Below are 24,120 nucleotides of genomic sequence, written 5' to 3' on the forward strand. Positions count from 1 at the left end.
AGCAGGCAAAAATATATGAGGCTCTCGGAGTGAAGGTACCAACCTCGTCATGTTAACTCCGAGAATCCAGGTTGTAAAATGTTTTTTCTGTAATACTATTCTTGAATCGTATAACAATAGGGGTGAGTGCATATATACCAATTAACATATATAAATACCACATATGATACATTGGCGACCCTTTCAGTATATCTTTCAGCAAAGAAATTATTTCCTTCTCCTCACCCCAAAAACAAAAGGGCAATCTATATAAAATGTATAATAGACTGAAAATAACCGTTGGCACGCCTACTTTGGCAAAAGTTTTAGCGTAAAATTTTTTATACTCCGCATTTTTACTATTGCTGATAATCAATGCACCAGACAACATAATAAAGCAAGGTACTGCAAATCTCGATATTGAATTATAAAAACAAATAAAAAAGGATGCCTGAATATCTTTTATATTCGTATTGTATTCAGTTATTTGATTAACGGCACTTGAAAACCATGAATCACTTACATGGATCATGATGACTGCAAAAGTACTTAAAATTCTTAAAAGGTCATAATTATTCTCGCGTTTCATAAACATACCTCAATTAACTATATTTTCAGATTATTCCATCTGTCGTAATGATATTTTCATGATACTACAAAATCTCAATTATACAAGAAAAATATTGATAGATTTGTACATAAGTGAAAGTATAGTATTTCAGAAAGGTTTTTTTGGGAGAAGTATGAGATATATTTACAGAGAGCATAAAAATGCCAATAGGATTTACCTATTGGCAAAAAAGTTATATTTCTTTGGTTATCCGTTTGCAGGAGAACAGTTCAATATTGGCGTGGTGTTCTATTTAAAATCGAAGGTTGAAACATTTTTTTACTGATTCTGTGCAAGGGATGCGGCACGCATAGCAGCCCGCTTGCGCATGGTAGGATCCAGAATTTTTTTGCGGATTCGCAGAGATTTGGGTGTAACCTCCAAAAGCTCGTCCGTATCAATAAATTCAAGCGCCTGCTCTAAGCTCAGTATCTTGGGAGGGGTCAGGCGCAGGGCCTCGTCTGCGCTGGAAGAACGTGTGTTGGTAAGTTGTTTCTTTTTGCAGACATTCAGCTCAATATCTTCGCCCTTTCCGCTTTGACCAACAATCATGCCGGAATAAACCTTTTCGCCGGGACCAATAAAAAGAGTGCCTCTCTCCTGGGCATTATAAAGACCATAGGTAATGGCCTCCCCCGCTTCGAATGCGATTAAAGAGCCCTGCTTGCGGTATTGGATATCGCCTTTATAAGGACCGTAACCGTCAAAAACGCTGTTCATGATACCGTTCCCCTTGGTGTCCGTCATAAATTCTCCCCGGTAGCCAATTAAGCCTCTGGAAGGAATAGAAAACTCAAGACGGGTGTAGCCGCCGGAGGAGGCTGCCCCCATGTTCTGTAATTCTCCCTTTCGCTGGCTGAGCTTTTCGATGACAGAGCCGGAAAATTCCTCAGGCACATCAATGTAGCAAAGCTCCATAGGCTCTAATTTTTTACCGTTTTCATCTGTTTTATAAAGAACCTCCGCCTTGCTAACCGCAAACTCATAACCTTCCCTTCGCATATTTTCAATGAGAACAGAAAGGTGTAATTCCCCCCGGCCCGATACTTTAAAGGCCTCGGTAGTCCCGGTTTCCTCCACTCTCAAAGATACGTCCGTATTGAGCTCTTTAAACAGACGCTCTCTTATATGGCGGCTGGTGACATACTTGCCTTCCTGTCCGGCTAAGGGAGAGTCGTTGATCATAAAATGCATGGCAATGGTAGGTTCTGAAATTTTCTGGAATGGAATCGGAACAGGGTTTTCAGGGGAACAGAGGGTGTCTCCAATATGAATATCAGAAATACCGGAGATAGCCACAATAGAACCAATCTCTGCTTTTGAAACTTCTACCTTATTTAAACCATCAAATTCATAAAGCTTGCTGACTTTTACTTTTCTTGACTTATCAGGGTCATGGTGGTTTACAATCACAACCTCCTGATTGACTTTGACCGTACCGTTGTCAACCTTGCCAACACCAATCCTGCCTACATATTCATTGTAATCTATGGTGCTGATAAGGACCTGTGTTCCGGCGTCAGGATCACCCTCGGGAGCCGGGATGTAGTCGACAATGGTGTCAAAGAGCGGCATCATGCTGACACCGGGCTCTTTTATATCAAGGGTGGCAGTCCCTGTTTTGGCGGAGGCAAATACAAAGGGACAGTCAAACTGGCTTTCGTCCGCATCCAAATCAAGAAATAATTCCAGCACTTCGTCTACCACTTCCTCGGCCCGGGCCTCCGGTCTGTCAATTTTGTTTACACATACAATGACGGGAAGTTTTAATTCCAGCGCCTTTTTCAGCACGAATTTGGTCTGGGGCATGGCCCCTTCAAAGGCATCTACCACAAGGACAACGCCGTTAACCATTTTTAGGACACGCTCCACTTCTCCGCCAAAATCCGCATGACCGGGGGTGTCAATAATATTGATTTTCGTTCCTTTGTAGGTCACGGCAGTATTTTTGGAAAGAATGGTGATGCCGCGTTCCCGCTCAAGGTCATTGGAATCCATGACACGCTCCGCAACCTCCTGACCTGCGCGGAATACACCGCTTTGTTTAAGAAGCTCGTCTACAAGGGTGGTTTTGCCGTGGTCAACGTGGGCAATGATCGCTAAATTTCTTATATCTTCTCTCTGCTTCTTCATAATTTTATGCCTCCTGCATATTGCAAGCACGGCTTGCGATTGTTACAATTTCAAACTGTTTTAGTATAGCACTAACTCTTATGGCTTGTAAATACAAAATCTAACGGTATTACCGCGAAATCGCGCGATAACTAAAAGTTCTAATATGTGCATTTTTCTATATAATTAGTAGTATATGACAGGAAAAAATTCTTAAAGGGTAAGAAGGGAGAACAAAGATGACAGATAAGGTAATTGAAAACAACCAGGTGGTGATTATGGGAGAAATCGTCAGTGATTTTGTTTTTAGTCATGAGATTTTTGGGGAAGGCTTTTATATGGTGGATGTAAATGTGCCCAGATTAAGCGATTCCAGCGATGTTATCCCACTGATGGTTTCAGAACGGCTGATTGATGTGCAGGAGGATTATAAAGGCCTTAACATTATGGTTCAAGGCCAGTTTCGCTCCTATAATCGTCATGAAGAACGTAAAAACCGGCTGGTACTTTCCGTTTTTGCAAGAGAAATTGAGTTTGTGGATGAAACACCGGAGAGCTCGAAGACGAACCAGATATATTTAGATGGTTACATATGCAAGGAGCCTATTTATCGAAAAACGCCTCTTGGAAGGGAAATCGCCGACTTGCTGCTGGCCGTGAACAGACCTTATGGGAAAAGTGATTACATACCGTGCATCTGCTGGGGGCGGAATGCCAGGTTTGCAAGCAATTTTTCGGTGGGAACCAGATGTGAAATATGGGGCAGGATTCAGAGCAGGGAATACATGAAAAGGATTTCCGATGAGGATGCGGAAAAGAGAATTGCTTATGAAGTATCTGTAAGTAAGTTGGAGCTTGTAGAGGAATAAAAACCTAAAAAGTGGGACATAGTCTGCCAATATTGATTTTGATGCATTTCTATGATATTATAAAAACGGAATTTAATTAATAGAGTGATTCGTGAAGCGAGAGAGAATTGCTATTCATACGAGGTGCATTTATGGAACAGGGATTGGTATATATATACAGCGGAGATGGACACGGGAAATCGCCGGCTGCTTTGGGAAGGGCAGTGATGACAGCATCTTTGGGTAAGCGTGTTGTGATCATCCAGTTTCTTAAGGGAAAGGGACTTGCAGACTCAGCGCTTTTAAGCAGGCTTGAACCTGAAATTAAGATTTTTAGCTTTGCAAAGATGAACAAGGGATTTGATGAACTAAACCAGGAAGAAAGAGAGGATGAAATTGTCAATATAAAAAATGGAATGCACTTTGCAAAGAAGGTTTTAGCTACAGGGGAATGTGATCTCCTGATTTTGGATGAAGTGCTTGGCTTGATTAACCATGGAATCATAACAGTGGATGATTTAGGGAGGCTTCTTCAGATGAGAAATGAAGGTATGGATGTAATTTTGACCGGAAATTCTCTGAACGATGAAGCCTGCAAGCTGGCAGATGAGGTTTCAAGAATCGAAAGTTACCAGGTGGGATAGGGAGCCGCATCTTTTGCATGATGTTCAGCATAAAATCATAGCATCTGCGCGTTGACAGTGTGACCGCGTGGTGCTATGATATTTTTATACAATTTTATAGGGCATAGAGATAGAGGTTGCGTATTTTATGAGTAGTTTTTTGGATGTGGCAGGCACAGAGGAAGGGAAACGAAAGGAAAAAACGCCGAAAGAATATGTATCCTGCGGACAGATTCTTGGGCATACAGTAAAGAACTGTATGACTGTCATCAGAAATGATGGGGCGCTATCCGATAAAAGATATTCAGGATGAGTCGGTGCGCAGGGGTGCATCGATTTTTTCTTACAAAATCGGGATAGAAGCTTAATTAAAGGAGGAAAAGATATGGCAATTTTTACAGGTGCAGGTGTTGCGATTGTTACGCCTTTTAAGGCGAACGGAGAAGTGAACTATGAGAAATTTGCAGGGCTGATTGAAGACCAGATTGCAGGGGGGACAGATGCAATCATTGTGTGCGGAACCACCGGTGAATCATCCACTTTGACCCATGAGGAGCATTTGGATGTGATTAAATATTGTGTGGAGAAAGTGGCGGGACGTATTCCGGTGGTGGCAGGAACCGGCTCAAATTGCACGGAAACTGCAGTGTATCTTTCCACAGAGGCAGAAAAATACGGCGTGGATGGGCTTCTTTTGGTTTCTCCTTACTATAATAAAGCTACCCAGAACGGACTTTATAGGCATTATAAAACAATTGCGGATTCCGTAAAGATTCCCTGCATCCTTTATAATGTACCCAGCCGCACAGGCTGCAATATTGCGCCTGAAACGGTGGTAAGGCTATGTACGGATGTGGAGAATATTGTAGGGGTTAAGGAAGCCAGCGGCAATATCAGCCAGATCGTTAAGCTGATGGCATTAGCCGATGGCAAAGTAGATTTGTACTCTGGCAATGATGATCAGATTGTACCAATTCTTGCATTAGGTGGGAAAGGCGTTATTTCAGTTCTTTCCAATGTGGCGCCTAAGCAGACCCATGATATCTGTGCCAGGTTCTTTGGAGGAGATGTGGCAGGAAGCTGTCAGGAACAACTTCGGGTGATCCCGCTTTGTAATGCGCTGTTCTGCGAGGTAAATCCGATTCCGGTAAAGAAGGCGTTAAACCTTATGGGAAAAGAAGCCGGTACGCTGCGGATGCCGCTTACGGAGATGGAAGAAGAAAATGCGGCTAAGCTGGAAAAGGCAATGAAGGATTACGGTATTTTGTAAAAAACGTCCGAATTGGAATCAATAAAATGGAAGGAAAACTTTTATGACAAACGTAATAATACATGGATGTAATGGAAAAATGGGCCAGACTATTTTAGAGCTGCTCAAAGAGGAGGAAGAAATCAAAGTGGCAGCAGGCGTAGATGCCTTTGACGAAGGGAAAAATCCGTTCCCGGTATTTTCTGATATCCGGACATGTGACGTAAGTGCGGATGTGGTCATTGATTTCAGTGTGGCGCCAGCGGTGGATGGTCTGCTTCAATACTGCGTCAGGGAGCATATACCCTGTGTCCTTTGCACTACGGGACTGAGCAGTGAGCAGCTCAAGAAGGTGGAAGAAGCTTCAAAGGAGACGGCCATTTTAAAATCTGCCAATATGTCCCTTGGAATTAATATGCTAATGAAGCTCTTAAAGGATGCAACAGCTATTTTGGCGCCTGCAGGATTTGATATTGAAATTGTGGAAAAGCATCATAAGCTTAAGGTGGATGCGCCAAGCGGCACAGCCCTTGCCCTGGGGGATTCTGTAAGCGAAGTCCTTGGCGGGGAATATGAATACGTGTATGACAGAAGTGGAAGAAGAAAGCAGCGTCCCAAAAAAGAAATCGGGTTTTCTGCAGTCAGAGGCGGTACCATTGTGGGTGACCACGATGTGATTTTTGCCGGGGCAGATGAGGTTATCACTTTTTCCCACAGAGCATATTCTAAGGCCGTTTTCGCCAAAGGCGCTATTCAGGCGGCAAAGTTTCTCAAAGGAAGGCCGGCAGGCTTATATGATATGAGTGATGTAATCGGCTGCTGATGGTACTTTGAAGGATATGTTTTTTAGAAAGCCGGGAATCTGAAAAGCAGTTTCCCGGCTTTTGATAATCAATAAGCAGGTTTTACCTTCTGGCAGTGGTGTTGCCAGCGGCAGTATTGCTATTGTCGGCATTATTGCCGGTTGTGTTATTGTCTGTGTTGTTATCATTGTTTCCGTTGCCGGTTAAATCGTCCGTAAGGTCGGATACACCATTGGCTACATCATCCACTACATCGCTTACCGCATCACCGGCATCTTCTAAAAGGGAATCATTGTCATCTTTACCATTTCCGGCAGTGGCACTGTTTACATTGCTGTTATTATTTCCATCCTGGTCGTTTGTGGTATCGCCAGAACCGTTTCCGGCGCCTACATTGCTATCAGATGTGTTGTCATCGCCGGAACCATTGTCCCCTGTCAGGGTATCATTGCCTGAATCTGCATTCTGGCTGGCATTGTCATTGCCGCCGGATCCGTTGCCACGATTGCCGCCGGTTGTGTTATCATTTCCAGCGTTATTGTTTTCGGTGGTGTTGGTATTTCCAGCCATATCATCTGTGTTTTTATTTTTGTCAGTTCCACAGGCAGTTAAAACACAGAGCATTGCAATGACAAGAGATACCGCAATCATTTTTCTCATTTTTTTCATAATTTGCCTCCTATCATATTACCATCATTTCTGCGCCGCTTTTTGCGCATAATTGAGTTTGCGGATGCAGCGCGGACACAAACTCTATCTTCCATTTAAAAAGCCCAATTGTGAACTGCATGATTGTCAGTTCTCCTGCTATTATGTGCAGAAAAGGAGAAAATATGCTTTATTTTTAAAAGTTAATCCGGAGAAATTTCTCAAAAGAATAAAAATATGTTATATTGAAAAAATAAAGATTGATGCGGCACTGCAAGCTGCGCTTGCGGCATACAGGTGGGCGGCAGTTTCGCAAGTATAGATCGCGATATGCGGAGGGTGTAGGGATGAAATTCAGGCCATGTATTGATATCCATAACGGAAAGGTAAAACAGATTGTGGGCGGAAGCCTTCAGGATCAAGGGAATAAAGCGTTGGAAAATTTTGTGTCTTTACAGGACGCAGCCTTTTTTGCACGGTTATATGAGGAAAAAGGGTTAAAGGGCGGACATATAATTTTGTTAAACCCTCCCGGCAGTGAGTACTACGAAAAAACCAGGGAGCAGGCCATGAAAGCGCTGAAAGCATATCCGGGCGGACTTCAGGTAGGCGGTGGTATTACACCGGATAGGGCGGAAGACTTTTTAGCGGCAGGCGCTAGTCACGTGATTGTAACCTCCTATATATTCAGAGATGGAAAGCTGCATTATGACCGTCTGCGCGAGATGGTGGCAGCAGTGGGAAAAGAACGGCTTGTACTGGATTTAAGCTGTCGCAGGATGGGGTGGTGCCTGGAAAAAGAATACGACCCGAACAAAGGATGCTCCCCAGAAAACAATAACTTCCAAGAAAGCAGTCAGGATTATTATATTGTTACCGACAGATGGCAGAATTATACGAATATGAAATTAAATGCGGATACATTGGAAGAACTTTCCGATTGCTGTGGGGAATTTTTAATTCATGCGGTGGATGTGGAGGGAAAAGCACAGGGGATTGAGCAGGAGCTTGTGGCTCTGCTTGGAAAGGAATGTCAGATTCCTACCACTTATGCCGGAGGGGTACATAATTTTGAGGACCTTGAAAAATTAAAAACCTTGGGCAGAGGAAGGATAGACGTAACCATTGGAAGCGCGCTTGATTTGTTCGGGGGAAAGCTGAAGCTTGAAGATGTTCTTGCTTACATAAAATAGAAAATAACGAATGCCGTCATGGTTTACGAATGCTTGCCGCAATAAAAAATAACCTATCCCCCTAAGAGATAGGTTATTTCCTTAATCCGATAAAACAATATTGCAAATTCCAAATAAAATGCAGCTTTTTAAATGCAATCTTTACATTTATATTAAGAAAAGGCACATCGTGTTACTGATTAATGTGTTATAAATAGTATGTTCTAATTATAACTTTGTTACGTTTACGGCCTGAGGTCCTTTTTCACCATTCACTACTTCAAATTCAACAGAAGCGCCTTCTTCAAGAGACTTGAAGCCTTCCATGTTAAGTCCTGAGTAGTGTACGAATACATCATTTCCTGATTCATCAGAGATGAAGCCGTATCCCTTTTGGTTGTTAAACCACTTTACTGTACCTTTGTTCATTGTAGATACCTCCGAAAATAAAAATAATAGTACATGTTACGAATGCTGTAACACTACCAGAATATCACAGATATTTTGAAAAGTAAAGGAAATTATACTATTTTCACATGGTATTTTAATATTTTTTTTACAAAGTTTTAATTTCCTGTTTCGCTCTATCATCATCCCAATCGATAAACCCATGGTAATAAAGTTGTGTTAATTGGCTTCCTGTGTTAAAATGGGTGCAATGACTGGAGGTGATGGCAGATTATGGGGGAATCATCTAAAAGAAAGAATCAATATACATTGATTATGGTGCTGGAAAAAAGTGACGGCACAGTAAAAAAACATACGGTTGGCCAAAGAGGAATGAAAGTGGCCGTTGCTATCTTATTTTTGTTGGCGGTGGGAATTATCTGCAAATTTATCCTTGATTCCATTGCAATCAAGGATGCAAGAAATGAAATTATAAATCAGACGATAACGATTAATGACTTGACAGATGAAAATGAGGCGCTCAGTGCTTTAAATGCAACATTGACAGATAAAATGGCTGTTCTGGGGGAAACCGTTAGTCAGAAGGCGGAGGCAGAGGATGCCATATCTCAGAAAATTATGGAAAACACGTTGCCAAAGGGATTTCCTTTAAGTGGTCCGGCGCCTATGGAGGAGGCGAAGGGGGAGCCTATGGTGGTTCTCACTGCTGCGAATGGAACGAATGTGGTTACGTCAGGAACCGGTGTAGTAGTCAGTGTGGAAACAGATGAAATGTATGGAACCAAAATTGTGATTGACCACGGTAATGGCTGCCGGTCTATCTACCGGAATGCAGGAACGGCATTGGTGAAGGATGGGCAGCAGATTGGAAAAGGATATATTTTATTTACCGTGGGAAAAGAGAATCAGAAGCTTGGTTATCAGATTATGCAAAATGGTCAGTTTGTTGACCCGATGTTGTTTCTAAACATGGACGGATAATCCATAAGGATTATCCGTTGCTATCACCCGGGTTATCTAGTCTGTCAAATACCAGTCCGTATCCGTCATTGCCATAGTTTAAGGAACGGTTGACACGGCTGATGGTTGCGGTAGATGCACCGGTCTTATCTGCTATTTCAAGGTATGTTTTGCGGTCTTTTAACATAGACGCTACTTCATAGCGTTGAGAAAGAGAGAGGAGTTCATTGACTGTGCAGAGATCTTCAAAAAAGTTATAGCACTCTTCCTTGCTTTTCAGGCACAAAATAGCTTCAAATAAATGATCGACAGCATCTGTTTGTATTTTCTTATTCATTATGTAATGCCTCCCGATTAAATAATCAATAAGCTGGATTTTGAAACATGGCAGCATTTGATATTCATACAGTAGGATTTTAACATATTAACGTCCTAGAGTAAAGTGATTTAAAAGGGGAATCGGAGAATTTTAGCAACAGTTCGCTGCTTTTTATGGGTCAGAAATGCGCATAGGTTGTGCATTTTGTGAGAATATGTAAATTTAGCCGAAAGGAAAATTTTTAAGGACTGACCGAAGGATATCTGATAAACAAATGGGAAAGAGAAGGTGGAGGAACCGTTAAATGAAAGTTCGGAACAAAGGAAAAAGACTTGGCAGTTATTTAAAGGATTACGTGGTTTTTGACCTTGAAACCACAGGGATTAACCCGGAAAGGGATGTTATTATTGAGATATCGGCTGTGAAAGTTTGTGGGCATAAGATAACAGGGCAATATTCCACTTTGGTAAATCCGGGCAGGCATATACCTGCAGGGGCAACAGCGGTCAATGGTATCACGGATGCTATGGTATCGGAAGCGCCAGATATCAGAACGGCTGTTGCCGGATTTATGGAATTTATTGGGGATGGCGTGCTGGTAGGGCATAATATACATACCTTCGATACCAATTTTGTATATGACGCTGTGTGGGAGACGCTTGGCAGAGAATTCCAAAATGACTATGTAGATACACTTTTTATGGCAAGAAGGTGTCTTCCGCAGCTTTCCCATCATAAATTGACGGATTTGGCGGAGCACTTTCAGATAGAAACAAAAGGAGCTCACCGGGCTTTAAATGATTGTATGATGAACCAGAAGTGTTATGAGGAGATGGGAAAAATCTTAGAGCAGAAGAAGAAAGAAAGCGGGGGAGGCGAAGCGGACGGAGCAGGAGAGGAGCTTACCTGTCCTGTTTGCGGAGGGATTTTAATCAAAAGAAAGGGAAAGTATGGATATTTCTACGGCTGCGAAGGATTTCCCAGGTGCAGGTTTACACAGAATCTTTCCGGTGGAGCATTCCGTAGATAATCAGTCTGTCAATAATAGGTCAAATTGTACGGAATGAATCAAAAGATGGCAGGTAAAGAAATTGAAAGGTGCAAAGCTTCCTTAACAAATTGCATGGCTTTGCACCTTTTACGTGTTTGATGGTACATATTTGATATCACGGACATCTTATCCTTTATTTTTAGTCGTTGCATCCTTAAAGCTGTCAATCATTTTTTCGATTAAAAGTCGTTTCACATAGACATCATAGCTGAGGATGGAGATGAAGGAAAAAAGCTGGAGGATTTCCCGGTCTTTTTCAGGGGCATCCTGAAAGGTTTTCTGGGAAGTGGAAAACTTTTTAATGATGTTTTCTTTCAGGTCGGCCACTTCATCTGCCTCTAAGCTGAAAACTTCCTCATAAATATATCCTAAATCCGGCGCTCCGTTGGCAGCATGGAAATAGCGCTCCGTTAGGGGCTTTAGAAGACTTTGGATATCTCCTATGGAGAGGATTCCTTTGTAATAATAAATAAATATGAGAAGCAGTATATGCTCCTTGCTGTACTTTTTCCTGACAGGGGGCGGAAGAAGGTCATTTTTTGCATAGTTATTGATCATGGTTTTGGTCAATATTTTGTCTTCATCCGGATTCCTGGTGGTACTGCGCAGTTTGCTTTCCATAAAGGTAGTTACCTGATCCATATAAAGATCAATGTTGGGGATATCCTCTAACTTAATGTGATGTATTCGTTTTAAGCTTTCCAGAATACTGTTTAATAAATCTTCTCTATCTATTGTCATATGGCCTGCCTCACTTCACTTTTTCATACGGCATCAGGTTCTGCGCGGCAGCCCCCGCATGAAATCTGCTGCTTCGTACGATAAACAATAAAAAATAATTGAGCTTTGATATCTATTATATAGTATTTAAAACTACATGACAAGTTTCAGTTGATGAAATGTTACTTTTGCTGATATAAAAATTTATATAAAATTTTGAAGATATTTGAAGACAATGGAAAGACAGATTCGTTATAGTAAGTGAAAGTAAGAAACAGAAAGCGAGGTGGAGAGAATAAGTACTGTGGTAAAAGAAGCCGACTGCACGGAAAGCAGGCTGGCTGAGTTGATTAACGCGTATGACAAGCTTGTTTTTTCCATCTGCTATAAATTAACTGGTGATTACTTTGCGGCTGAGGACCTGACGCAGGAAACCTTTTTATCAGTGTTCCAGAGATATGGTACTTTTGATGGAGACAATGAGAAGGCCTGGATATGCAGGATTGCCACCAATAAGAGTATTGACTATCTGCGCAGCGCAAGCCGCCGGAGCGTTCCGGTGGAGGATACCTTTTTTGAATTGGCCGTGGAGGAGAGGGGGTCTCCGGAGGAAATTTGTATGGAGGAGGAGATAAAGGATGAACTGGCAAAAAGCTGTGACGAATTAAAACCACCTTATAATCAGGTGGCCAGGGCGTATTATCTTGATGAACTTAGTCCAAGAGAGATTGCGGTAAAACAGGGAAAAAGTTTAAAGACGATTCAAACCCAGATTTATCGGGCAAAACAAATGCTTAAAAAGGTATATGGAAAGGGGGAACCGGTATGAAGGAATATCCAACAGACGAGGAGTTAGAGCTCTTGATAAGTCAGTTAGAGAAGCAGGAGCTTTATGCGCCAAGGCACTTAAAGGAAGAAATTCTAAAACAGGCATTTCCTGAACAAACCGTGGAGGCATTGCCTAAGTCCGGGGGTGGAGAGCGAGCGGTTCAACTTTTTACGTATCGTCTTAAAATTATAGCGGGGATGGCAGCGGCGATTTTCATGTTAGCAGTGCTTCCTTCGCTAGGTTGGGAAAGCAGATACGAAACGGGCTGGGAGAGAGAAGACCAAAACGGACAGAAAATGGAAATTGCCCGGGAGATGAGGGATAAGCAGGATGATATGGAAAAGGATGAGAATACGGATTTAAGTGTAAATTTAAATTATATACTCAATGAGAACATGCGAAAGACAAGTGAAAGAATGAATTCTTTTGTTGGACAGATTAATTTTTTTAAATAGAAGATGGAGGATTTATATGAAAACAACGAAGAAAAACAGATTTTTTACCTTTATCTGGTCCTGTATGCCAGGGGCAGGAGAGATGTATATGGGCTTTATGAACAGAGGTGTGAGCATGATGCTCTTGTTTATAATGACGATTGTTGTCAGCATATGGATTGCGCAGGCAGCAATCATGGCGTTATGTGTGGTGGAGTGGTTCTTTAGCTTCTTTTATGTAAACCATCTTGCCAGTCTGAGCGATGAAGAATTTGCAAAAGTGGAGGATAAAAGCATTTTGGGGCTGGCTGGGTTGCAGATGTCGGAGGCAGAGGGGCTTGTGCATAAGTATAATAAAGTGATTGCCTGCATTTTAATCTTTTTGGGCGGTTGCTTTTTGTGGAACACATTTGCCGAAATTGTATCATGGATACTTCCGGAACAGTTCAAGATCATTTCGCGCACTATGAGAGTGATTGGGAACTGTCTTCCGAGTATAGCAATCGGTTTCGGCATTATTTTTCTGGGGATTAAGATGCTGGAAGGGAAAAAAGTGGAGATTGTTTCAAGCGGCCAGTTAAAAGAGGATAAAACAGTAAAGGAAGATATAACATTCAAAGAATCCGTGGCATCAGAAGGTGCACAGGAAGATGTGAATGGGGAAAAGTTTGAGAATTTTAGTAAGACAGATGAGGTAAAAGGGCCAAATGCGTCAGGCGGGATGCAGGACAGCGAGGAGAAACAGGAAGAAAAACGGGAGGGCATGTGATGGAGAGACAGACGATTAGAATACACAGAGTAGGATCTATCACTTTCGGACTGGTACTGATTGTAACAGGTGTATTATTCCTTTTCCATCTGTTCCTTCCCAGGCTGGACTACAGAATAATCTATCGGTTTTGGCCGCTGATTTTAATTTTTCTGGGCGTTGAAGTGCTTTTTAGCAACAGGCAGAAATCTTATGAGGTGTGGGGAGCGCAGGGCCAGATTGTGGAACAGAATAAGGTGATTTATGATGTGCCGGCGATATTGCTCATAATCGTACTTACTGTATTTTCTATGTTTATGGGAATGATAGACTGGGCGTGGATGCATTCTGTTCATATTTTTTATTGACCATAGGGATGTGATGATTATGTGGCAATGAAGGGAGTCATTGAGGGTATAAATGATAAAAACGGAAAGAATAAAGGCAAGCAAGGGAAAGGGGAAGAATGCACGGAAATCAATTTTCAAATCTGCTGTGTGCAAGATAAAATAAAGCCACGCTCAGACGGCAAAATATTACCTTCACTGACGCGCTTTTGCTCTATAAAAACGCAACAGACGCTAAGCTCGTGTAGAACCTCGCTAAGCGCTGGCGTTTTTATAAGGTCAGTTCAAGTAATATTTTGCCGTCTGAGCTGGTGGTTTGCTTTGCCAGCACACAGCAACTTTGAAAATTAATTTCCGTGGGCAGAATGTGATATGGATTGACATATTTGCTCAAGCCAGATACAATAATCTCAATAGCAAACCGACAGTTGAAGGAAATGGACTATGGATAAAGACAAAAGAAAATTAGCAGAAAAAGAATTGAAACGTAAAGTTTCCTTTGAAAAATTAAGTTCTGAAATGCAGCAAAAGGGATATAAAATAGAGAATATGATTATCAATATTCGACAAGCAAATTATTTAGGTCCTTTGAGCATGTTGCCATTGATGGCTTTTATATTATGGGTCAACTATAATGTGAATGGTTTTAATTTGGAGGGGATCTCTTTGAAATTTGACGTAGCAGCATTTCTACTTATGCCGTGCCTGATCATACTGCATGAATTAATACATGGAATTACCTGGGGGACTTTTGCAAAAAATCATTTTCATTCAATTGATTTTGGATTCGTATGGAGTAGTTTTACTCCATACTGCACTTGCTCGGAACCGTTGAGAAAGTGGCAATATCTGTTAGGAACTGCTATGCCTACATTAGTCTTAGGAGCTGGAGCTGCAGTGGCTGCGGTGATAACAAATCAATTATTGCTATTTTTCCTGGCAGAATTCATGCTTCTATCAGGTGGGGGAGATTTTCTCATTATACTAAAAATCTTGTTACATCGCACTGATAAGAAAGAAAGTGTGTATTGCGACCATCCTTACGAATGTGGTTTTGTTGTTTTTGAGAAATAGGTACGAATCCTGCAAATTCCCATTTTGCGGCTATGGAAGCTTTGAATGAATTATATTCTACAAAACTTTCCTGAAAAACAATTCCATAGGTTGGTCAAATGGCGTATGATTGAATATCAATCCACCGCAATCGATATAACCTAATTTTCGGTATAAATGTTGCGCTTCTTCGTTAGCTTGTGTTGAAATCAAAGTCATCTTGTAGCCTTGCTGCTTCATATCATTTTCCCAAAAAGCAAGTGCCTGTGAAGCAAATCCCTTATTTCGATATTTTGTGTCAACAAATATTAAATTCAAAAAAGGAAGATTATCCCACAAAACGTTATAATGCATTATCCCAATTGGAACATCTTTTTCCCACATGATATAACCTGTTTTTGTATAAACGCGTTTATGATATATAGTATCATTCACATGCTTATCTATTCGCATCACAAAATCTTTATCTTTTTTTTCCATATATTTCACTATCATCTTGTTACTCCTATCATGAATATAAATCTTGATTCCCGCGAGCAGCGAGCCAAGTAGACGTACTTATAGAGATGCGAAGCATCTCATAGATATTTGGCGACTGCCGCGAAGGTCACATACTCCGTTGCTGTGCAGTGTTTGCTGTGCAGCGCGGTAAGCTTGATGCCTCGTTGCTTGCAGGGGGACTTGCCACCAGTTCCATTATACGTTATCTCATTGAAAAAGTATAGCCACAGTCGGGAAAGCAGGGGGAATATATTGGTGGTAGAATTTAACATCCAAAACGAAATAGTTGGTGCTGTAACTATGAAAAATTTTTGCAGATTGACGATAAATCTAATAGAAACTATTTTAGGGATAAAAATCCACAGATACATAACCCTATAAGCCACAGCGGAGTAGGGCAGGTATGCCTGGCACTTCGGCTGATAGGCGAATCAGGGAGCAGGAAAGGAGACTTAAATGGATATTGCAGGAATCGTAAAAGGCCATCAGACGAAATCCACAGCGGCAGGGAAAATGGCATCAAGGAAAGGTTGGAAATTATCGGATTCCCTCCAAAAGAAGATAACCGAATATGCCAGGGAGGATGCGGCAGAGAATGTTTATATGGGAAAGAAGTTCCTCTCCCTGCGAAAAAGCGAGGTTGCCAAAGTGGCACCGGATAGGGCCGCACTGATGGGAAAACTTAATCAAGACATGGCGGACATGAAGAAGATAAGAGAGGCTGATGAGCGATGGCTGTGCATCCTGTTCGGCGAGCCCTATGAAGCTGAGTTCCAGTCAGAAGGTATGGGCTCCGCAATCCATGTGTATGACGGAAACGGTGACGAGATATTGACCTACACGGCGGGCGTGGGCTGGCATGAGAAGGAATCGAAAGCGGAAACGGAGGTACACGGGGCTTTAAAGGCGGCCTACTATGACGCATTCCGAGCAGCAAGGAAAGAGATAAATTCTGAGGTTGCCGGGATGAAAGTGCAGGGCGGCTTTGACGCGAGAGCATAGAGGCAGAGCTTTTCCAAGAGGAATTCATCACATAGATGATCATTCTGCTCCGGATGTATGGGTAATTCCCGCTGCAGGTGATCTTTTCGCAAACAGTGATAAGAAGCTGTAAAGGCTCTTTTTTTCGTCATGCTGCTGTTAGGAAACAGTTTCAGTCCACGCACTTATTCTCTCGTGATACAAAAATAGCTCCGCAGGGATTTTGGAAGTGCCCGGGGAGACTGGCGTCTGTATCACACAGCCTTTCAGTGGAAGACAGTGCATTCCTGTTTCCTGCTCAGGCTTTAAGTGCATCATAAGAAAATGGCAACTTCCTTGATGTGATTCCGGGCGTGATGCCAAATACTGTTTGGAGTGGAATACCAAGTCATAATTTTTGCTGCATTCATATTCTATGCCGACATAGCACATCCCCTTTGGGCAGCACTGCTCCAATGCGTCATAGCGGTGTTTTCTTGCTTCTTCCAACTGTTGCGGGGGAAACCTTTCTGTCAGTTTGGGGTCACGGAGTTCTTCCTCTGTATTTTTCCACATATCTATCAGAGCTACATGATTGATATGGCACTGCACGTTGTCCCCATAATCATCCGTAAAAGAAAACGAGCGGCTTTTTCCCACATTTAAAGTGACTGTCTTTTCAAGTATGTGCTGAGTGGAGTCCGGGCTGTGGGTTATGGTTATAGGCATATCCGGCGAATAGTTGGGCAGCTTTTCCATATTGGCAATACGCAGTGTCACCAACTGCAGGTCAGCCCAATCAATATCTTGAAGCCATTCCGGAACTGTCCATCCGGCGCTCATCATGTCAAGAAATAGCTGTATCGCCTCATAATCCTCTGTGGAGTATTCCAGGGGGCCGCCCATGCCGCCCAGGGTCTGAAGCCTATCATTACCAAGATGGAAGTCGCTGCAATGTAAATAGCAGCAGTTTCTTCCTTCATGTTCTTTTAATATTCGTCTGTGGTTGCGGATGCCCTTTCTATTTATGGGTTCCCGCTTATCGTATGGCTCAATGATGTAAAGTTTTGCTTCATCGGATAAGGTCATGCCAAGAATGTGGTATTTCCTGCCGTCCCGTTCTATGGTTTTTCCGATTACGAGAAGATTCCGCCATTTCTTATGGCAATCTAATAATGTTGAAAAATTCATGGTATCCTCCATGCTGCCAACACCTTCAAATTCGGGCGTCAGCACAAATTTGTCTGTGAAAAATTTATTTTTCACAGTAGCATCTCCGCAATTTAATGAGACAATTATACCATGTATGTGAAAATAATTCCATGTGTGTGCTTATATGCGATGTAGTAAATATATGTTTTTCATTCCCGAAAAAAGTCGTTTTGTGTCATCTGATGATTTGTTGTTTTAGGCACGAAAATCAATTTTCAAAGTTGCTTTGCCATTACACAGCAGATTTGAAAATTGATTTCCGTGTGTTTTAGGTGATATATCTTTATTTTTATGATTTTGTATGTTATAATAAATTTCATATGCAAAAACAAACACGAGGAGAAATCATGGAGCAGGTTTCATTGAAGATAGGAGAGCGGTTGAAAGAAATCCGCAACGCAAGGCAGCTGACGCTGGATGCTGTTGCAGAACTGACAGGCGTCAGCAAACCCATGCTAGGACAGATTGAGCGGGGCCAGTCCTCGCCCACCATCAACATATTGTGGAAGATTTCAACAGGACTGAAAATACCGCTGTCTTTTTTCTGCAAGCAGGAGGAAGCGGAATATACGGTTGCCGGGCTTTGTGATAAGGATGTGCTCACGGAAGAAAACGGTGAAATGAGGGCGTATCCGTTGTTTCCATTTGACCCGGTAAGGAATGTAGAAGTGTTCTATATTGAGTTTGACGCAGGGGTGCATCATGAATCACTGCCCCATGTGGCGGGCGTGGAGGAGTATGTTTTTCTGGTACATGGAACGCTGAAAATGGTGATAGGCGGCAAGGAAGTGCTGCTGCAGGAAAAGCAGTCCATACGGTTTGGAACGGATATTTCCCATGCATACCATAATGTTTCAGATAAAGCCTGCGCAGCTTATAATATGATATTTTACCCGAACAATTAAAGGAGGAAAAATCCTCTGCTCCTGCAAAAGCAGTCGCATTTTCCTTCGGAAAACAAGGAGGAAAAATCCTCTGCTCCTGCATAAGCAGTCGCATTTTCCTTCGGAAAACAAGGAGGATTGAAAATGTATGAATTGGTACAGGTCAGTGAGAAATGCTATTATATAAACTGTCCGGCAAAGATTGATGTCTATGCCCCAGACAAGGATCATGTCTATCTGATTGACAGTGGGAATGATAAGGATGCGGGGAGGAAGGTCAGGCAGATTTTGGATAAGAACGGCTGGCATCTGACCGTAATCTTAAATACCCATTCCAATGCAGACCATATCGGCGGGAACAAGTACCTGCAGGGGCAGACGGGATGTAAGGTCTATTCCGGCGGCATTGAAGCGGCTTTTACAAAATTCCCGGTATTGGAGCCATCCTTCCTTTATGGCGGTTATCTGTGTAAGGAGCTGCGGCATAAGTTCCTGATGGCGCAGGAGAGCAGCGTGACGGATTTTTCGGATGAAAGTTTCCCAAAGGAGATAGAAGTGCTACCGCTGCCAGGGCATTTCTTTGATATGGTGGGATTCCGTATGCCGGAGGATGTGGTGTTCCTTGCGGACTGCATCAGCAGCAGGGAAACCTTGGAGAAGTATGCAGTATCGTTTATTTATGACGTGAGAGCCTATCTGGAAACGCTGGGTATGGTGGAGGGGATGAAGGCTGCCATGTTCGTTCCTGCTCATGCGGAAGCATCTGCTGATATAAGGGAACTTGTCAGTTACAACAAGACAAAGGTGTATGAGGTGGCAGACAGGATTCTATCCATCTGTGAAGAACCACTGTATTTTGAAAAGATTCTGCAGGAAGTGTTTAAAGGTTACGGGCTTGCCATGAATTTTGAGTAATATGTTTTGGCAGGCAGTACAGTTCGTTCCTATCTCTCATGGCTGAAAGATACCGGGAAGCTGACGACTACATTCCAGGATAATATGCTGCTGTGGCAGAGAATATAGGAGTAGATGGCACGTTCAGGAAGATGGAATGAAAAAAGGATAACAGAAAAATAAACCCTATACGATTTGGCAAATGCCGGTAGTTACGCCAAATGGTATAGGGCTTTGTCAGCACACGGTGTCCTTGAAAATGGATTTCCGCAAGCAACAGCCAAGTAGACGTGCTGCTGATTAAGATGCGAAGCATCTCATAGATATTGGGCCACTGCCGCGAGGGTCAATACCCCGCTTCAATCTATCTCAACTAAGAAAAGCGATGACATTCTGCCTATTCCTTGCGGCCTCATGATAAAATGTTTTAAGCTCCTTAAAGTTCTCCCATATATATTCAAAAAAGAGTTCTTCATCTTCATCAGACATGACAGGATAAATTTCATCAGCTATCATGTCCTGCATATGAAAGCTCTCACGGAAGACAGACTCATCCCATGACTGTAAGGCATCCGATAATTGTGATACGGTTTCCTTTGGAATTAGCCTGGCAGGTCCATATCCCATGTCTTCGTCATTGATAGGCTGACCGCCAAGAACTAGCTGGCCTAAAGGATTATCTTCCGGTGTATCCCATGGGCACCCGGTTACCATATAGTGGATAGCATGCCATGCCTTGTCAATACACAAAAGCTTGTCATCATCATTTCCAAATAAAATTTCATTTCCCTCACCGGCACGGATTTTTTGAGTGGTATCCTCATCGGCGCGAAGAAAGTATCCTATCATGCTCATAAGTGATTTCCTCCTGTTTCCTATGGTTGAACAATCAAATTCATTATAACATGGATTTCTTTGCTATCAAATAGAAAATGACAATGCTTCCACAAATATTGTAACAATGCATTACTTGTTACGGGTCAGGAATTATCCTGTGATAGTTGATGCGCATATTTTAAGAAGGACAAAGCGGCCTTGCCCTCTTTTTCATTGTAAACCCATCCTAAATTCTTGCCCACATACTGCGCCTCGATTTCAAATAATTTGCACATATCAAAAACAGACCGCCAGGCATGGTCAAGACTGCTGTCAAAATACGTTGACAAAAACATTTGCCATTCTTTTTCCGGGAGCCATCTATACAAATATTTTGAGGATTTGCCTGTGCTTACTGTCCATTTTGTTAAAATACCAACTTTCCAATCCAGCATTGTGATGAGCTGTTTCCTTACGTGATAATTTGTCATATCCTGCACATAGGGGATTTCCTTACGCCATAATCCCTTTGCTATATTGTTGGTGCACCACCAGAATTCATTACAAACCGCGAAGTATTGTTCCTTTGTAGGTTTTTTTACCCAATATTGACAATCTGTTGCAGCATCTGCTTTTGGTAATATATTTTCTTTATCCAGCAGGATCTTACAGAGCTTATCATCCCCGATATGCGCTAATGTGAAATCTAAAGTCTGCACAGTTAAGTCAATTCGGTTTCCATCTGTAAATTGCATGAGCCAGCCATACAAATTTTCTTTACCCCTTGGATTATAAGGACTTTCATCGGGATACTGCATATAAAGAATTTCCCCGAAACGATGAATCCAGTTCTTGTCCTCTATAAAACGTTTGATATCGTTGACAACATTAACTACATCGTAATCTTGAAAAATATCCTTTGGAACATTTTCATTTGTCCTTGAACCATTCATGTATACAGCTTTAATTCTTGCATCTTTTTTGGCAATATTTAAGATTAGGTTATACATTTCACTTTCTGTTCTCATAATGGAATCTCCGTTACTTGCTTTGTTGTAATTGACAGTTTGTCTGCTGTCTGGTTATACTCAGCTTATCAGTAATTTTTTCCAATGACAAGCTGCTTTTTCTCACGGAACACGGAATGCGCAGTCTATGGTTACTATTCACGGCCTGGAAGCCGCTCTTAGTAACATTCGGGGCGATACTCTCCCCTCACACCAAAATCTGTTCTCACGGAATGCGCAGTAAATGCGCATTCCTGACCCGAGAAAAGTAACAGTCTATGTTCCTGACCTATAAAAAACAACTTTGGAACAAAACGATTAAAAATACTTTACAAAAAATACTTGACGTGGAACGGTACACATGCTATATTATGCACAAGAGGAAAGGGAAAAGGATGGCAACGATATATGATGTGGCGAAAAGGGCCGGGGTTTCCAAGACCTTAGTGTCCAGAGTGCTCAATAATCAGTCAGGAGTTGGACCTGAATCAAGAGCGAGGATTATGGAAGCCATGAAAGAGCTTCAATATAAGCCCAATACCTTAGCCAGATCACTGGTATTACAGAGAACAAATTTGATTGGAATGATTTTGGATTCCCTGACAGAGCACTATTTCTTTGATGTCATCAAGGGTGTGGAGGATAAAGTTAAGGAAAATAATTTCCGGGTAATCTTTTGCAGCGGTAGAAATGACAGAAGGGAAAAAGAGACATACATAGATTTTTTCAGCAACGGAACTACAGACGGGGCGATTATTTACGGAAGCGACTTGGATGATGCGGACCTCATTCGCAGGCGTGCACAGCTTGATTTTCCTTTCGTGGTTGTGGAAAACGAAGTGGAAGATGCCAATGTAAATAATGTTCTTGTGGACAATACTTATGGTTCAAAGCTGGCAATTGACCATTTGGTGGAAAAGGGGTGCCGGCGTATCATGCACATAGCAGGTGCTAAGAGAACCAAAGCCTCCCTGCGAAGATGGCAGGGATACCTTATATCCATGGAGCTTCACGGCTTAAGCCAATATCAATCGGTGATAGAATGTGATGATTACGGCGTGGACGAGGGATATGCAGCAGTAAAAGGCTTTTTAGAGAAAAACGGGAAAGAAGCTTTACCGGAAGCCATCTATTTTGGAGCTGATAATACAGCAGTTGGAGGAATGATTGCTTTAGGGGAAGCAGGAATACGGATACCGGAGGATATCAGGGTGGTAGGTTTTGATGGTGATAAGATTTGGGGACTAGACAGGGAGCTGAAAAAGCTGACCACCATCCGCCAGCCTCTTTATGAAGTGGGAGAAAAGGCAGCGGAAATTCTGATTGAGCAGATTCATAATCCGGAAGCGCCTAGGAAGCGGATTGTGTTGAGGCCGGAACTGATTATCCGTGAAACCACATAAAATTTGAAGATTTTCGCAACGGGTCTGTGTATTTACTGCACAGACCGCAGGAATATGATACAAGATTTTCTAAAGCGTGAAAATGACGCCTAAGAAAATTTTCTTTTCCACAAATGTGGAACGATACACAAAAACGAAGGAGGTTATGAGAAATGAACGGAATGAAGTTTACAATTGTGGGAGCAGGGAGCTCTTATACACCGGAGCTGCTTGATGAGATGGGGATGCGCAGAAAGCAGCTTGCGGTGAGGGAGGTAATGCTCTACGACATTGATGAAAAGCGTTTGGGAATCATGGAAGGGTTCTGTAAAAGATTTTCCCAAAAGATGGGACTTGATGTGGAGATTAAAAGCACAACTGATTTAGATAAGGCGCTTTATGGGGCGGATTTTGTGGACACGCAGATTCGGGTAGGCGGAAACAAACAAAGAGTAAAAGATGAAAAGATTCCACTGCAATATGATCTGGTGGGACAGGAGACTACAGGGGCCGGAGGAATGATGAAGGCTTTTCGGACGATTCCTGTGATGCTGAATGTGGCAAGAAGGATGGAAGAATTATCACCAACGGGATGGCTGATTAACTATACCAATCCTACCGGGCTGGTGACAGAAGCGGTGACCAGGTACACCAAGGCGAACATAGCGGGTTTCTGTTCCGGAGGGATTTTCCCTAAAATGTGGGCAAAACGGGCTATGGGAATTCCCTATGAGAAGGTACAGTACGATTATGTGGGCCTGAACCATATGAATTTTATCAGCAATATTACGATAGACGGACGGCCGGTTACAGAGGAGGAATTTGTAAAGATTGCGGCTGAGAATGATGATGTGGATTTGGAGCTGATTAAGCTGCTGGGCGTTATTCCAAGCCCTTACCTGCAATGGTATTTCCACACAAATGAAAAGGTTGCAAAATTTAAAGCATCGCCCAAGACCAGAGGGGAATATGTCCAGGACCTGGAAAAAGAAGTGTTTGCCGCTTATGCGGATGAAAATAACTGTGAAAAGCCGGCGGCGCTGGCAAAGCGTGGCGGCGGCGGATACTCTGAGGTTGCCATGGGATTTGTGAACGCGGTTTACAACAATGTGGACACCAAGATGGTGGTGAACGTCCCTAACCAGGGAGCGGTTTCCTTCCTGCCGGAGAGTGCGGTGGTGGAAGTGGGATGCCTGGTAAACAAGACAGGAATGCAGCCCTTGCATGTGGCAAAGGTCCCGGAAATGTGCTGGGGACTGATTGCGGCTGTTAAAAATTATGAGCAGCTGGCTGTGGAAGCGGCTGTGGAAGGGGATGTGAGAAAGATGAAGCTTGCGCTTTTGGCGCATCCCCTGGTACGTCAGTGGGAGTATGTGGAGAAGCTGGTACCGGAGCTTTTAGAAGCAAACAAAGAATATTTACCGCAATTTTTTAACGAGTAAACGTAGTTTGGGCTATTGGTGTTGCTGCCCATTTATTCTGGCTTCAAATAAATCTGATTGATTGTCACAGAATTAACCGATATAATGACATCAGCATAGAGAAAGAGAA

Annotated in this window: 26 protein-coding genes, 1 pseudogene and 1 riboswitch; of the genes and pseudogenes, 17 read left to right on the top strand and 10 right to left on the bottom strand. The window is 42.5% G+C overall.

Annotated elements, in window-relative coordinates:
• Positions 1 to 52 precede the first annotated feature (52 nt).
• On the bottom strand, positions 53 to 568 hold the full coding sequence (locus tag D5281_RS20410; RefSeq protein ID WP_160561879.1) for an acyltransferase: 516 nt from the start codon (positions 566 to 568) through the stop codon (positions 53 to 55).
• 300 nt (positions 569 to 868) lie between these two features.
• Positions 869 to 2,722, bottom strand: a complete 1,854-nt coding sequence (typA, locus tag D5281_RS20415; RefSeq protein ID WP_160561880.1) for a translational GTPase TypA — start codon at positions 2,720 to 2,722, stop codon at positions 869 to 871.
• Positions 2,723 to 2,940: 218 nt separating this feature from the next.
• Between typA and D5281_RS20420 the strand changes: the two genes are divergently transcribed.
• The 4 genes from D5281_RS20420 (at position 2,941) to dapB (ending at position 6,244) form a co-directional block, all read left to right on the top strand.
• Entirely contained in the window at positions 2,941 to 3,570 is a 630-nt protein-coding gene (locus D5281_RS20420) for a single-stranded DNA-binding protein (protein WP_160561881.1), read from the top strand.
• A gap of 131 nt (positions 3,571 to 3,701) precedes the next feature.
• Positions 3,702 to 4,193 carry a cob(I)yrinic acid a,c-diamide adenosyltransferase gene (locus D5281_RS20425; RefSeq protein ID WP_160561882.1) on the top strand — a complete coding sequence of 164 codons (492 nt, stop codon included), beginning with the start codon at positions 3,702 to 3,704 and terminating at the stop codon, positions 4,191 to 4,193.
• Between the two features lie 102 nt (positions 4,194 to 4,295).
• A riboswitch (Lysine riboswitch) is annotated at positions 4,296 to 4,469 on the top strand.
• Positions 4,470 to 4,557: 88 nt separating this feature from the next.
• Positions 4,558 to 5,442 carry a 4-hydroxy-tetrahydrodipicolinate synthase gene (dapA, locus tag D5281_RS20435; RefSeq protein ID WP_160561884.1) on the top strand — a complete coding sequence of 295 codons (885 nt, stop codon included), beginning with the start codon at positions 4,558 to 4,560 and terminating at the stop codon, positions 5,440 to 5,442.
• Between the two features lie 43 nt (positions 5,443 to 5,485).
• On the top strand, positions 5,486 to 6,244 hold the full coding sequence (dapB, locus tag D5281_RS20440; protein WP_160561885.1) for a 4-hydroxy-tetrahydrodipicolinate reductase: 759 nt from the start codon (positions 5,486 to 5,488) through the stop codon (positions 6,242 to 6,244).
• An 82-nt stretch (positions 6,245 to 6,326) separates the two neighbouring features.
• Here the strand turns inward: dapB and D5281_RS20445 are convergent, their stop codons facing one another.
• Positions 6,327 to 6,893: a hypothetical protein gene (locus D5281_RS20445; protein WP_160561886.1), complete on the bottom strand. Its 567-nt coding sequence runs from the start codon at positions 6,891 to 6,893 to the stop codon at positions 6,327 to 6,329.
• Between the two features lie 326 nt (positions 6,894 to 7,219).
• Here D5281_RS20445 and D5281_RS20450 point away from each other — a divergent pair, with 326 nt between their 5' ends.
• Positions 7,220 to 8,065 (top strand): HisA/HisF-related TIM barrel protein, encoded by an 846-nt coding sequence (locus D5281_RS20450; protein WP_160561887.1) that lies wholly within the window; start codon positions 7,220 to 7,222, stop codon positions 8,063 to 8,065.
• Between the two features lie 207 nt (positions 8,066 to 8,272).
• On the opposite strand, the gene D5281_RS20455 is transcribed toward D5281_RS20450, so the two are convergent.
• Positions 8,273 to 8,473: a cold-shock protein gene (locus tag D5281_RS20455; protein WP_016227097.1), complete on the bottom strand. Its 201-nt coding sequence runs from the start codon at positions 8,471 to 8,473 to the stop codon at positions 8,273 to 8,275.
• Positions 8,474 to 8,725: 252 nt separating this feature from the next.
• Here D5281_RS20455 and D5281_RS20460 point away from each other — a divergent pair, with 252 nt between their 5' ends.
• Entirely contained in the window at positions 8,726 to 9,433 is a 708-nt protein-coding gene (locus D5281_RS20460) for a peptidoglycan DD-metalloendopeptidase family protein (RefSeq protein WP_160561888.1), read from the top strand.
• Between the two features lie 10 nt (positions 9,434 to 9,443).
• Here D5281_RS20460 and D5281_RS20465 read toward each other — a convergent pair whose 3' ends face one another.
• Positions 9,444 to 9,749, bottom strand: a complete 306-nt coding sequence (locus D5281_RS20465; protein ID WP_160561889.1) for a YerC/YecD family TrpR-related protein — start codon at positions 9,747 to 9,749, stop codon at positions 9,444 to 9,446.
• Positions 9,750 to 10,035: 286 nt separating this feature from the next.
• Between D5281_RS20465 and D5281_RS20470 the strand changes: the two genes are divergently transcribed.
• Positions 10,036 to 10,761, top strand: a complete 726-nt coding sequence (locus D5281_RS20470) for a 3'-5' exonuclease (RefSeq protein WP_160561890.1) — start codon at positions 10,036 to 10,038, stop codon at positions 10,759 to 10,761.
• 147 nt (positions 10,762 to 10,908) lie between these two features.
• Here D5281_RS20470 and D5281_RS20475 read toward each other — a convergent pair whose 3' ends face one another.
• The gene (locus D5281_RS20475; protein WP_160561891.1) at positions 10,909 to 11,523 is read right to left on the bottom strand and encodes a DUF1836 domain-containing protein; all 615 of its coding nucleotides are present in this window, start codon (positions 11,521 to 11,523) and stop codon (positions 10,909 to 10,911) included.
• Between the two features lie 265 nt (positions 11,524 to 11,788).
• Between D5281_RS20475 and D5281_RS20480 the strand changes: the two genes are divergently transcribed.
• From D5281_RS20480 to D5281_RS20500, 5 genes are all read left to right on the top strand, one after another.
• A complete protein-coding gene (locus D5281_RS20480) occupies positions 11,789 to 12,331 on the top strand; it encodes an RNA polymerase sigma factor (RefSeq protein WP_330585190.1) in 543 nt (180 codons plus the stop codon).
• On the top strand, positions 12,328 to 12,786 hold the full coding sequence (locus D5281_RS20485; protein ID WP_160561892.1) for a hypothetical protein: 459 nt from the start codon (positions 12,328 to 12,330) through the stop codon (positions 12,784 to 12,786). Before D5281_RS20480 ends, D5281_RS20485 begins: the two co-directional genes overlap by 4 nt.
• Before the next feature lie 16 nt (positions 12,787 to 12,802).
• A complete protein-coding gene (locus D5281_RS20490) occupies positions 12,803 to 13,534 on the top strand; it encodes a hypothetical protein (protein ID WP_160561893.1) in 732 nt (243 codons plus the stop codon).
• Positions 13,534 to 13,881, top strand: a complete 348-nt coding sequence (locus D5281_RS20495; protein ID WP_160561894.1) for a LiaI-LiaF-like domain-containing protein — start codon at positions 13,534 to 13,536, stop codon at positions 13,879 to 13,881. Before D5281_RS20490 ends, D5281_RS20495 begins: the two co-directional genes overlap by 1 nt.
• A 423-nt stretch (positions 13,882 to 14,304) precedes the next feature.
• Positions 14,305 to 14,934 (top strand): DUF3267 domain-containing protein, encoded by a 630-nt coding sequence (locus D5281_RS20500; RefSeq protein WP_160561895.1) that lies wholly within the window; start codon positions 14,305 to 14,307, stop codon positions 14,932 to 14,934.
• 57 nt (positions 14,935 to 14,991) lie between these two features.
• Here the strand turns inward: D5281_RS20500 and D5281_RS20505 are convergent, their stop codons facing one another.
• Positions 14,992 to 15,408: a GNAT family N-acetyltransferase gene (locus D5281_RS20505; protein WP_160561896.1), complete on the bottom strand. Its 417-nt coding sequence runs from the start codon at positions 15,406 to 15,408 to the stop codon at positions 14,992 to 14,994.
• A 462-nt stretch (positions 15,409 to 15,870) separates the two neighbouring features.
• Between D5281_RS20505 and D5281_RS20510 the strand changes: the two genes are divergently transcribed.
• Positions 15,871 to 16,416 carry a hypothetical protein gene (locus tag D5281_RS20510; RefSeq protein ID WP_160561897.1) on the top strand — a complete coding sequence of 182 codons (546 nt, stop codon included), beginning with the start codon at positions 15,871 to 15,873 and terminating at the stop codon, positions 16,414 to 16,416.
• Positions 16,417 to 16,554: 138 nt separating this feature from the next.
• On the opposite strand, the gene D5281_RS20515 is transcribed toward D5281_RS20510, so the two are convergent.
• Positions 16,555 to 17,640 (bottom strand): hypothetical protein, encoded by a 1,086-nt coding sequence (locus D5281_RS20515; RefSeq protein ID WP_330585192.1) that lies wholly within the window; start codon positions 17,638 to 17,640, stop codon positions 16,555 to 16,557.
• Between the two features lie 293 nt (positions 17,641 to 17,933).
• On the opposite strand from D5281_RS20515, the gene D5281_RS20520 reads away from it, so the two are divergent.
• Together D5281_RS20520 and D5281_RS20525 are read left to right on the top strand one after the other, a co-directional pair.
• On the top strand, positions 17,934 to 18,491 hold the full coding sequence (locus D5281_RS20520; protein ID WP_160561898.1) for a helix-turn-helix domain-containing protein: 558 nt from the start codon (positions 17,934 to 17,936) through the stop codon (positions 18,489 to 18,491).
• A 123-nt stretch (positions 18,492 to 18,614) separates the two neighbouring features.
• Positions 18,615 to 19,493: pseudogene (locus D5281_RS20525) on the top strand (MBL fold metallo-hydrolase).
• 240 nt (positions 19,494 to 19,733) lie between these two features.
• On the opposite strand, the gene D5281_RS20530 reads toward D5281_RS20525, so the two are convergent.
• Positions 19,734 to 20,219: a YfbM family protein gene (locus tag D5281_RS20530; protein ID WP_160561899.1), complete on the bottom strand. Its 486-nt coding sequence runs from the start codon at positions 20,217 to 20,219 to the stop codon at positions 19,734 to 19,736.
• Between the two features lie 125 nt (positions 20,220 to 20,344).
• On the bottom strand, positions 20,345 to 21,208 hold the full coding sequence (locus D5281_RS20535) for an aminoglycoside 6-adenylyltransferase (protein ID WP_160561900.1): 864 nt from the start codon (positions 21,206 to 21,208) through the stop codon (positions 20,345 to 20,347).
• Positions 21,209 to 21,582: 374 nt separating this feature from the next.
• Between D5281_RS20535 and D5281_RS20540 the strand changes: the two genes are divergently transcribed.
• A complete protein-coding gene (locus D5281_RS20540) occupies positions 21,583 to 22,590 on the top strand; it encodes a LacI family DNA-binding transcriptional regulator (RefSeq protein ID WP_160561901.1) in 1,008 nt (335 codons plus the stop codon).
• 152 nt (positions 22,591 to 22,742) lie between these two features.
• Positions 22,743 to 24,011, top strand: a complete 1,269-nt coding sequence (locus D5281_RS20545; protein ID WP_160561902.1) for a 6-phospho-beta-glucosidase — start codon at positions 22,743 to 22,745, stop codon at positions 24,009 to 24,011.
• Positions 24,012 to 24,120 lie beyond the last annotated feature (109 nt).

Origin of the sequence: Parablautia muri, from assembly GCF_009917485.1 — a bacterium.
Lineage (GTDB): Bacteria > Bacillota > Clostridia > Lachnospirales > Lachnospiraceae > Suilimivivens > Suilimivivens muri.

What these genes read in the sequence shown, in the direction of transcription:
- D5281_RS20410 (WP_160561879.1), bottom strand. Translation starts at nt 568, where the DNA reads ATGAAACGCGAGAATAATTATGACCTTTTAAGAATTTTAAGTACTTTT.
- typA (WP_160561880.1), bottom strand. Translation starts at nt 2,722, where the DNA reads ATGAAGAAGCAGAGAGAAGATATAAGAAATTTAGCGATCATTGCCCAC.
- D5281_RS20420 (WP_160561881.1), top strand. Translation starts at nt 2,941, where the DNA reads ATGACAGATAAGGTAATTGAAAACAACCAGGTGGTGATTATGGGAGAA.
- D5281_RS20425 (WP_160561882.1), top strand. Translation starts at nt 3,702, where the DNA reads ATGGAACAGGGATTGGTATATATATACAGCGGAGATGGACACGGGAAA.
- dapA (WP_160561884.1), top strand. Translation starts at nt 4,558, where the DNA reads ATGGCAATTTTTACAGGTGCAGGTGTTGCGATTGTTACGCCTTTTAAG.
- dapB (WP_160561885.1), top strand. Translation starts at nt 5,486, where the DNA reads ATGACAAACGTAATAATACATGGATGTAATGGAAAAATGGGCCAGACT.
- D5281_RS20445 (WP_160561886.1), bottom strand. Translation starts at nt 6,893, where the DNA reads ATGAAAAAAATGAGAAAAATGATTGCGGTATCTCTTGTCATTGCAATG.
- D5281_RS20450 (WP_160561887.1), top strand. Translation starts at nt 7,220, where the DNA reads ATGAAATTCAGGCCATGTATTGATATCCATAACGGAAAGGTAAAACAG.
- D5281_RS20455 (WP_016227097.1), bottom strand. Translation starts at nt 8,473, where the DNA reads ATGAACAAAGGTACAGTAAAGTGGTTTAACAACCAAAAGGGATACGGC.
- D5281_RS20460 (WP_160561888.1), top strand. Translation starts at nt 8,726, where the DNA reads ATGGGGGAATCATCTAAAAGAAAGAATCAATATACATTGATTATGGTG.
- D5281_RS20465 (WP_160561889.1), bottom strand. Translation starts at nt 9,749, where the DNA reads ATGAATAAGAAAATACAAACAGATGCTGTCGATCATTTATTTGAAGCT.
- D5281_RS20470 (WP_160561890.1), top strand. Translation starts at nt 10,036, where the DNA reads ATGAAAGTTCGGAACAAAGGAAAAAGACTTGGCAGTTATTTAAAGGAT.
- D5281_RS20475 (WP_160561891.1), bottom strand. Translation starts at nt 11,523, where the DNA reads ATGACAATAGATAGAGAAGATTTATTAAACAGTATTCTGGAAAGCTTA.
- D5281_RS20485 (WP_160561892.1), top strand. Translation starts at nt 12,328, where the DNA reads ATGAAGGAATATCCAACAGACGAGGAGTTAGAGCTCTTGATAAGTCAG.
- D5281_RS20490 (WP_160561893.1), top strand. Translation starts at nt 12,803, where the DNA reads ATGAAAACAACGAAGAAAAACAGATTTTTTACCTTTATCTGGTCCTGT.
- D5281_RS20495 (WP_160561894.1), top strand. Translation starts at nt 13,534, where the DNA reads ATGGAGAGACAGACGATTAGAATACACAGAGTAGGATCTATCACTTTC.
- D5281_RS20500 (WP_160561895.1), top strand. Translation starts at nt 14,305, where the DNA reads ATGGATAAAGACAAAAGAAAATTAGCAGAAAAAGAATTGAAACGTAAA.
- D5281_RS20505 (WP_160561896.1), bottom strand. Translation starts at nt 15,408, where the DNA reads ATGATAGTGAAATATATGGAAAAAAAAGATAAAGATTTTGTGATGCGA.
- D5281_RS20510 (WP_160561897.1), top strand. Translation starts at nt 15,871, where the DNA reads ATGGATATTGCAGGAATCGTAAAAGGCCATCAGACGAAATCCACAGCG.
- D5281_RS20520 (WP_160561898.1), top strand. Translation starts at nt 17,934, where the DNA reads ATGGAGCAGGTTTCATTGAAGATAGGAGAGCGGTTGAAAGAAATCCGC.
- D5281_RS20530 (WP_160561899.1), bottom strand. Translation starts at nt 20,219, where the DNA reads ATGAGCATGATAGGATACTTTCTTCGCGCCGATGAGGATACCACTCAA.
- D5281_RS20535 (WP_160561900.1), bottom strand. Translation starts at nt 21,208, where the DNA reads ATGAGAACAGAAAGTGAAATGTATAACCTAATCTTAAATATTGCCAAA.
- D5281_RS20540 (WP_160561901.1), top strand. Translation starts at nt 21,583, where the DNA reads ATGGCAACGATATATGATGTGGCGAAAAGGGCCGGGGTTTCCAAGACC.
- D5281_RS20545 (WP_160561902.1), top strand. Translation starts at nt 22,743, where the DNA reads ATGAACGGAATGAAGTTTACAATTGTGGGAGCAGGGAGCTCTTATACA.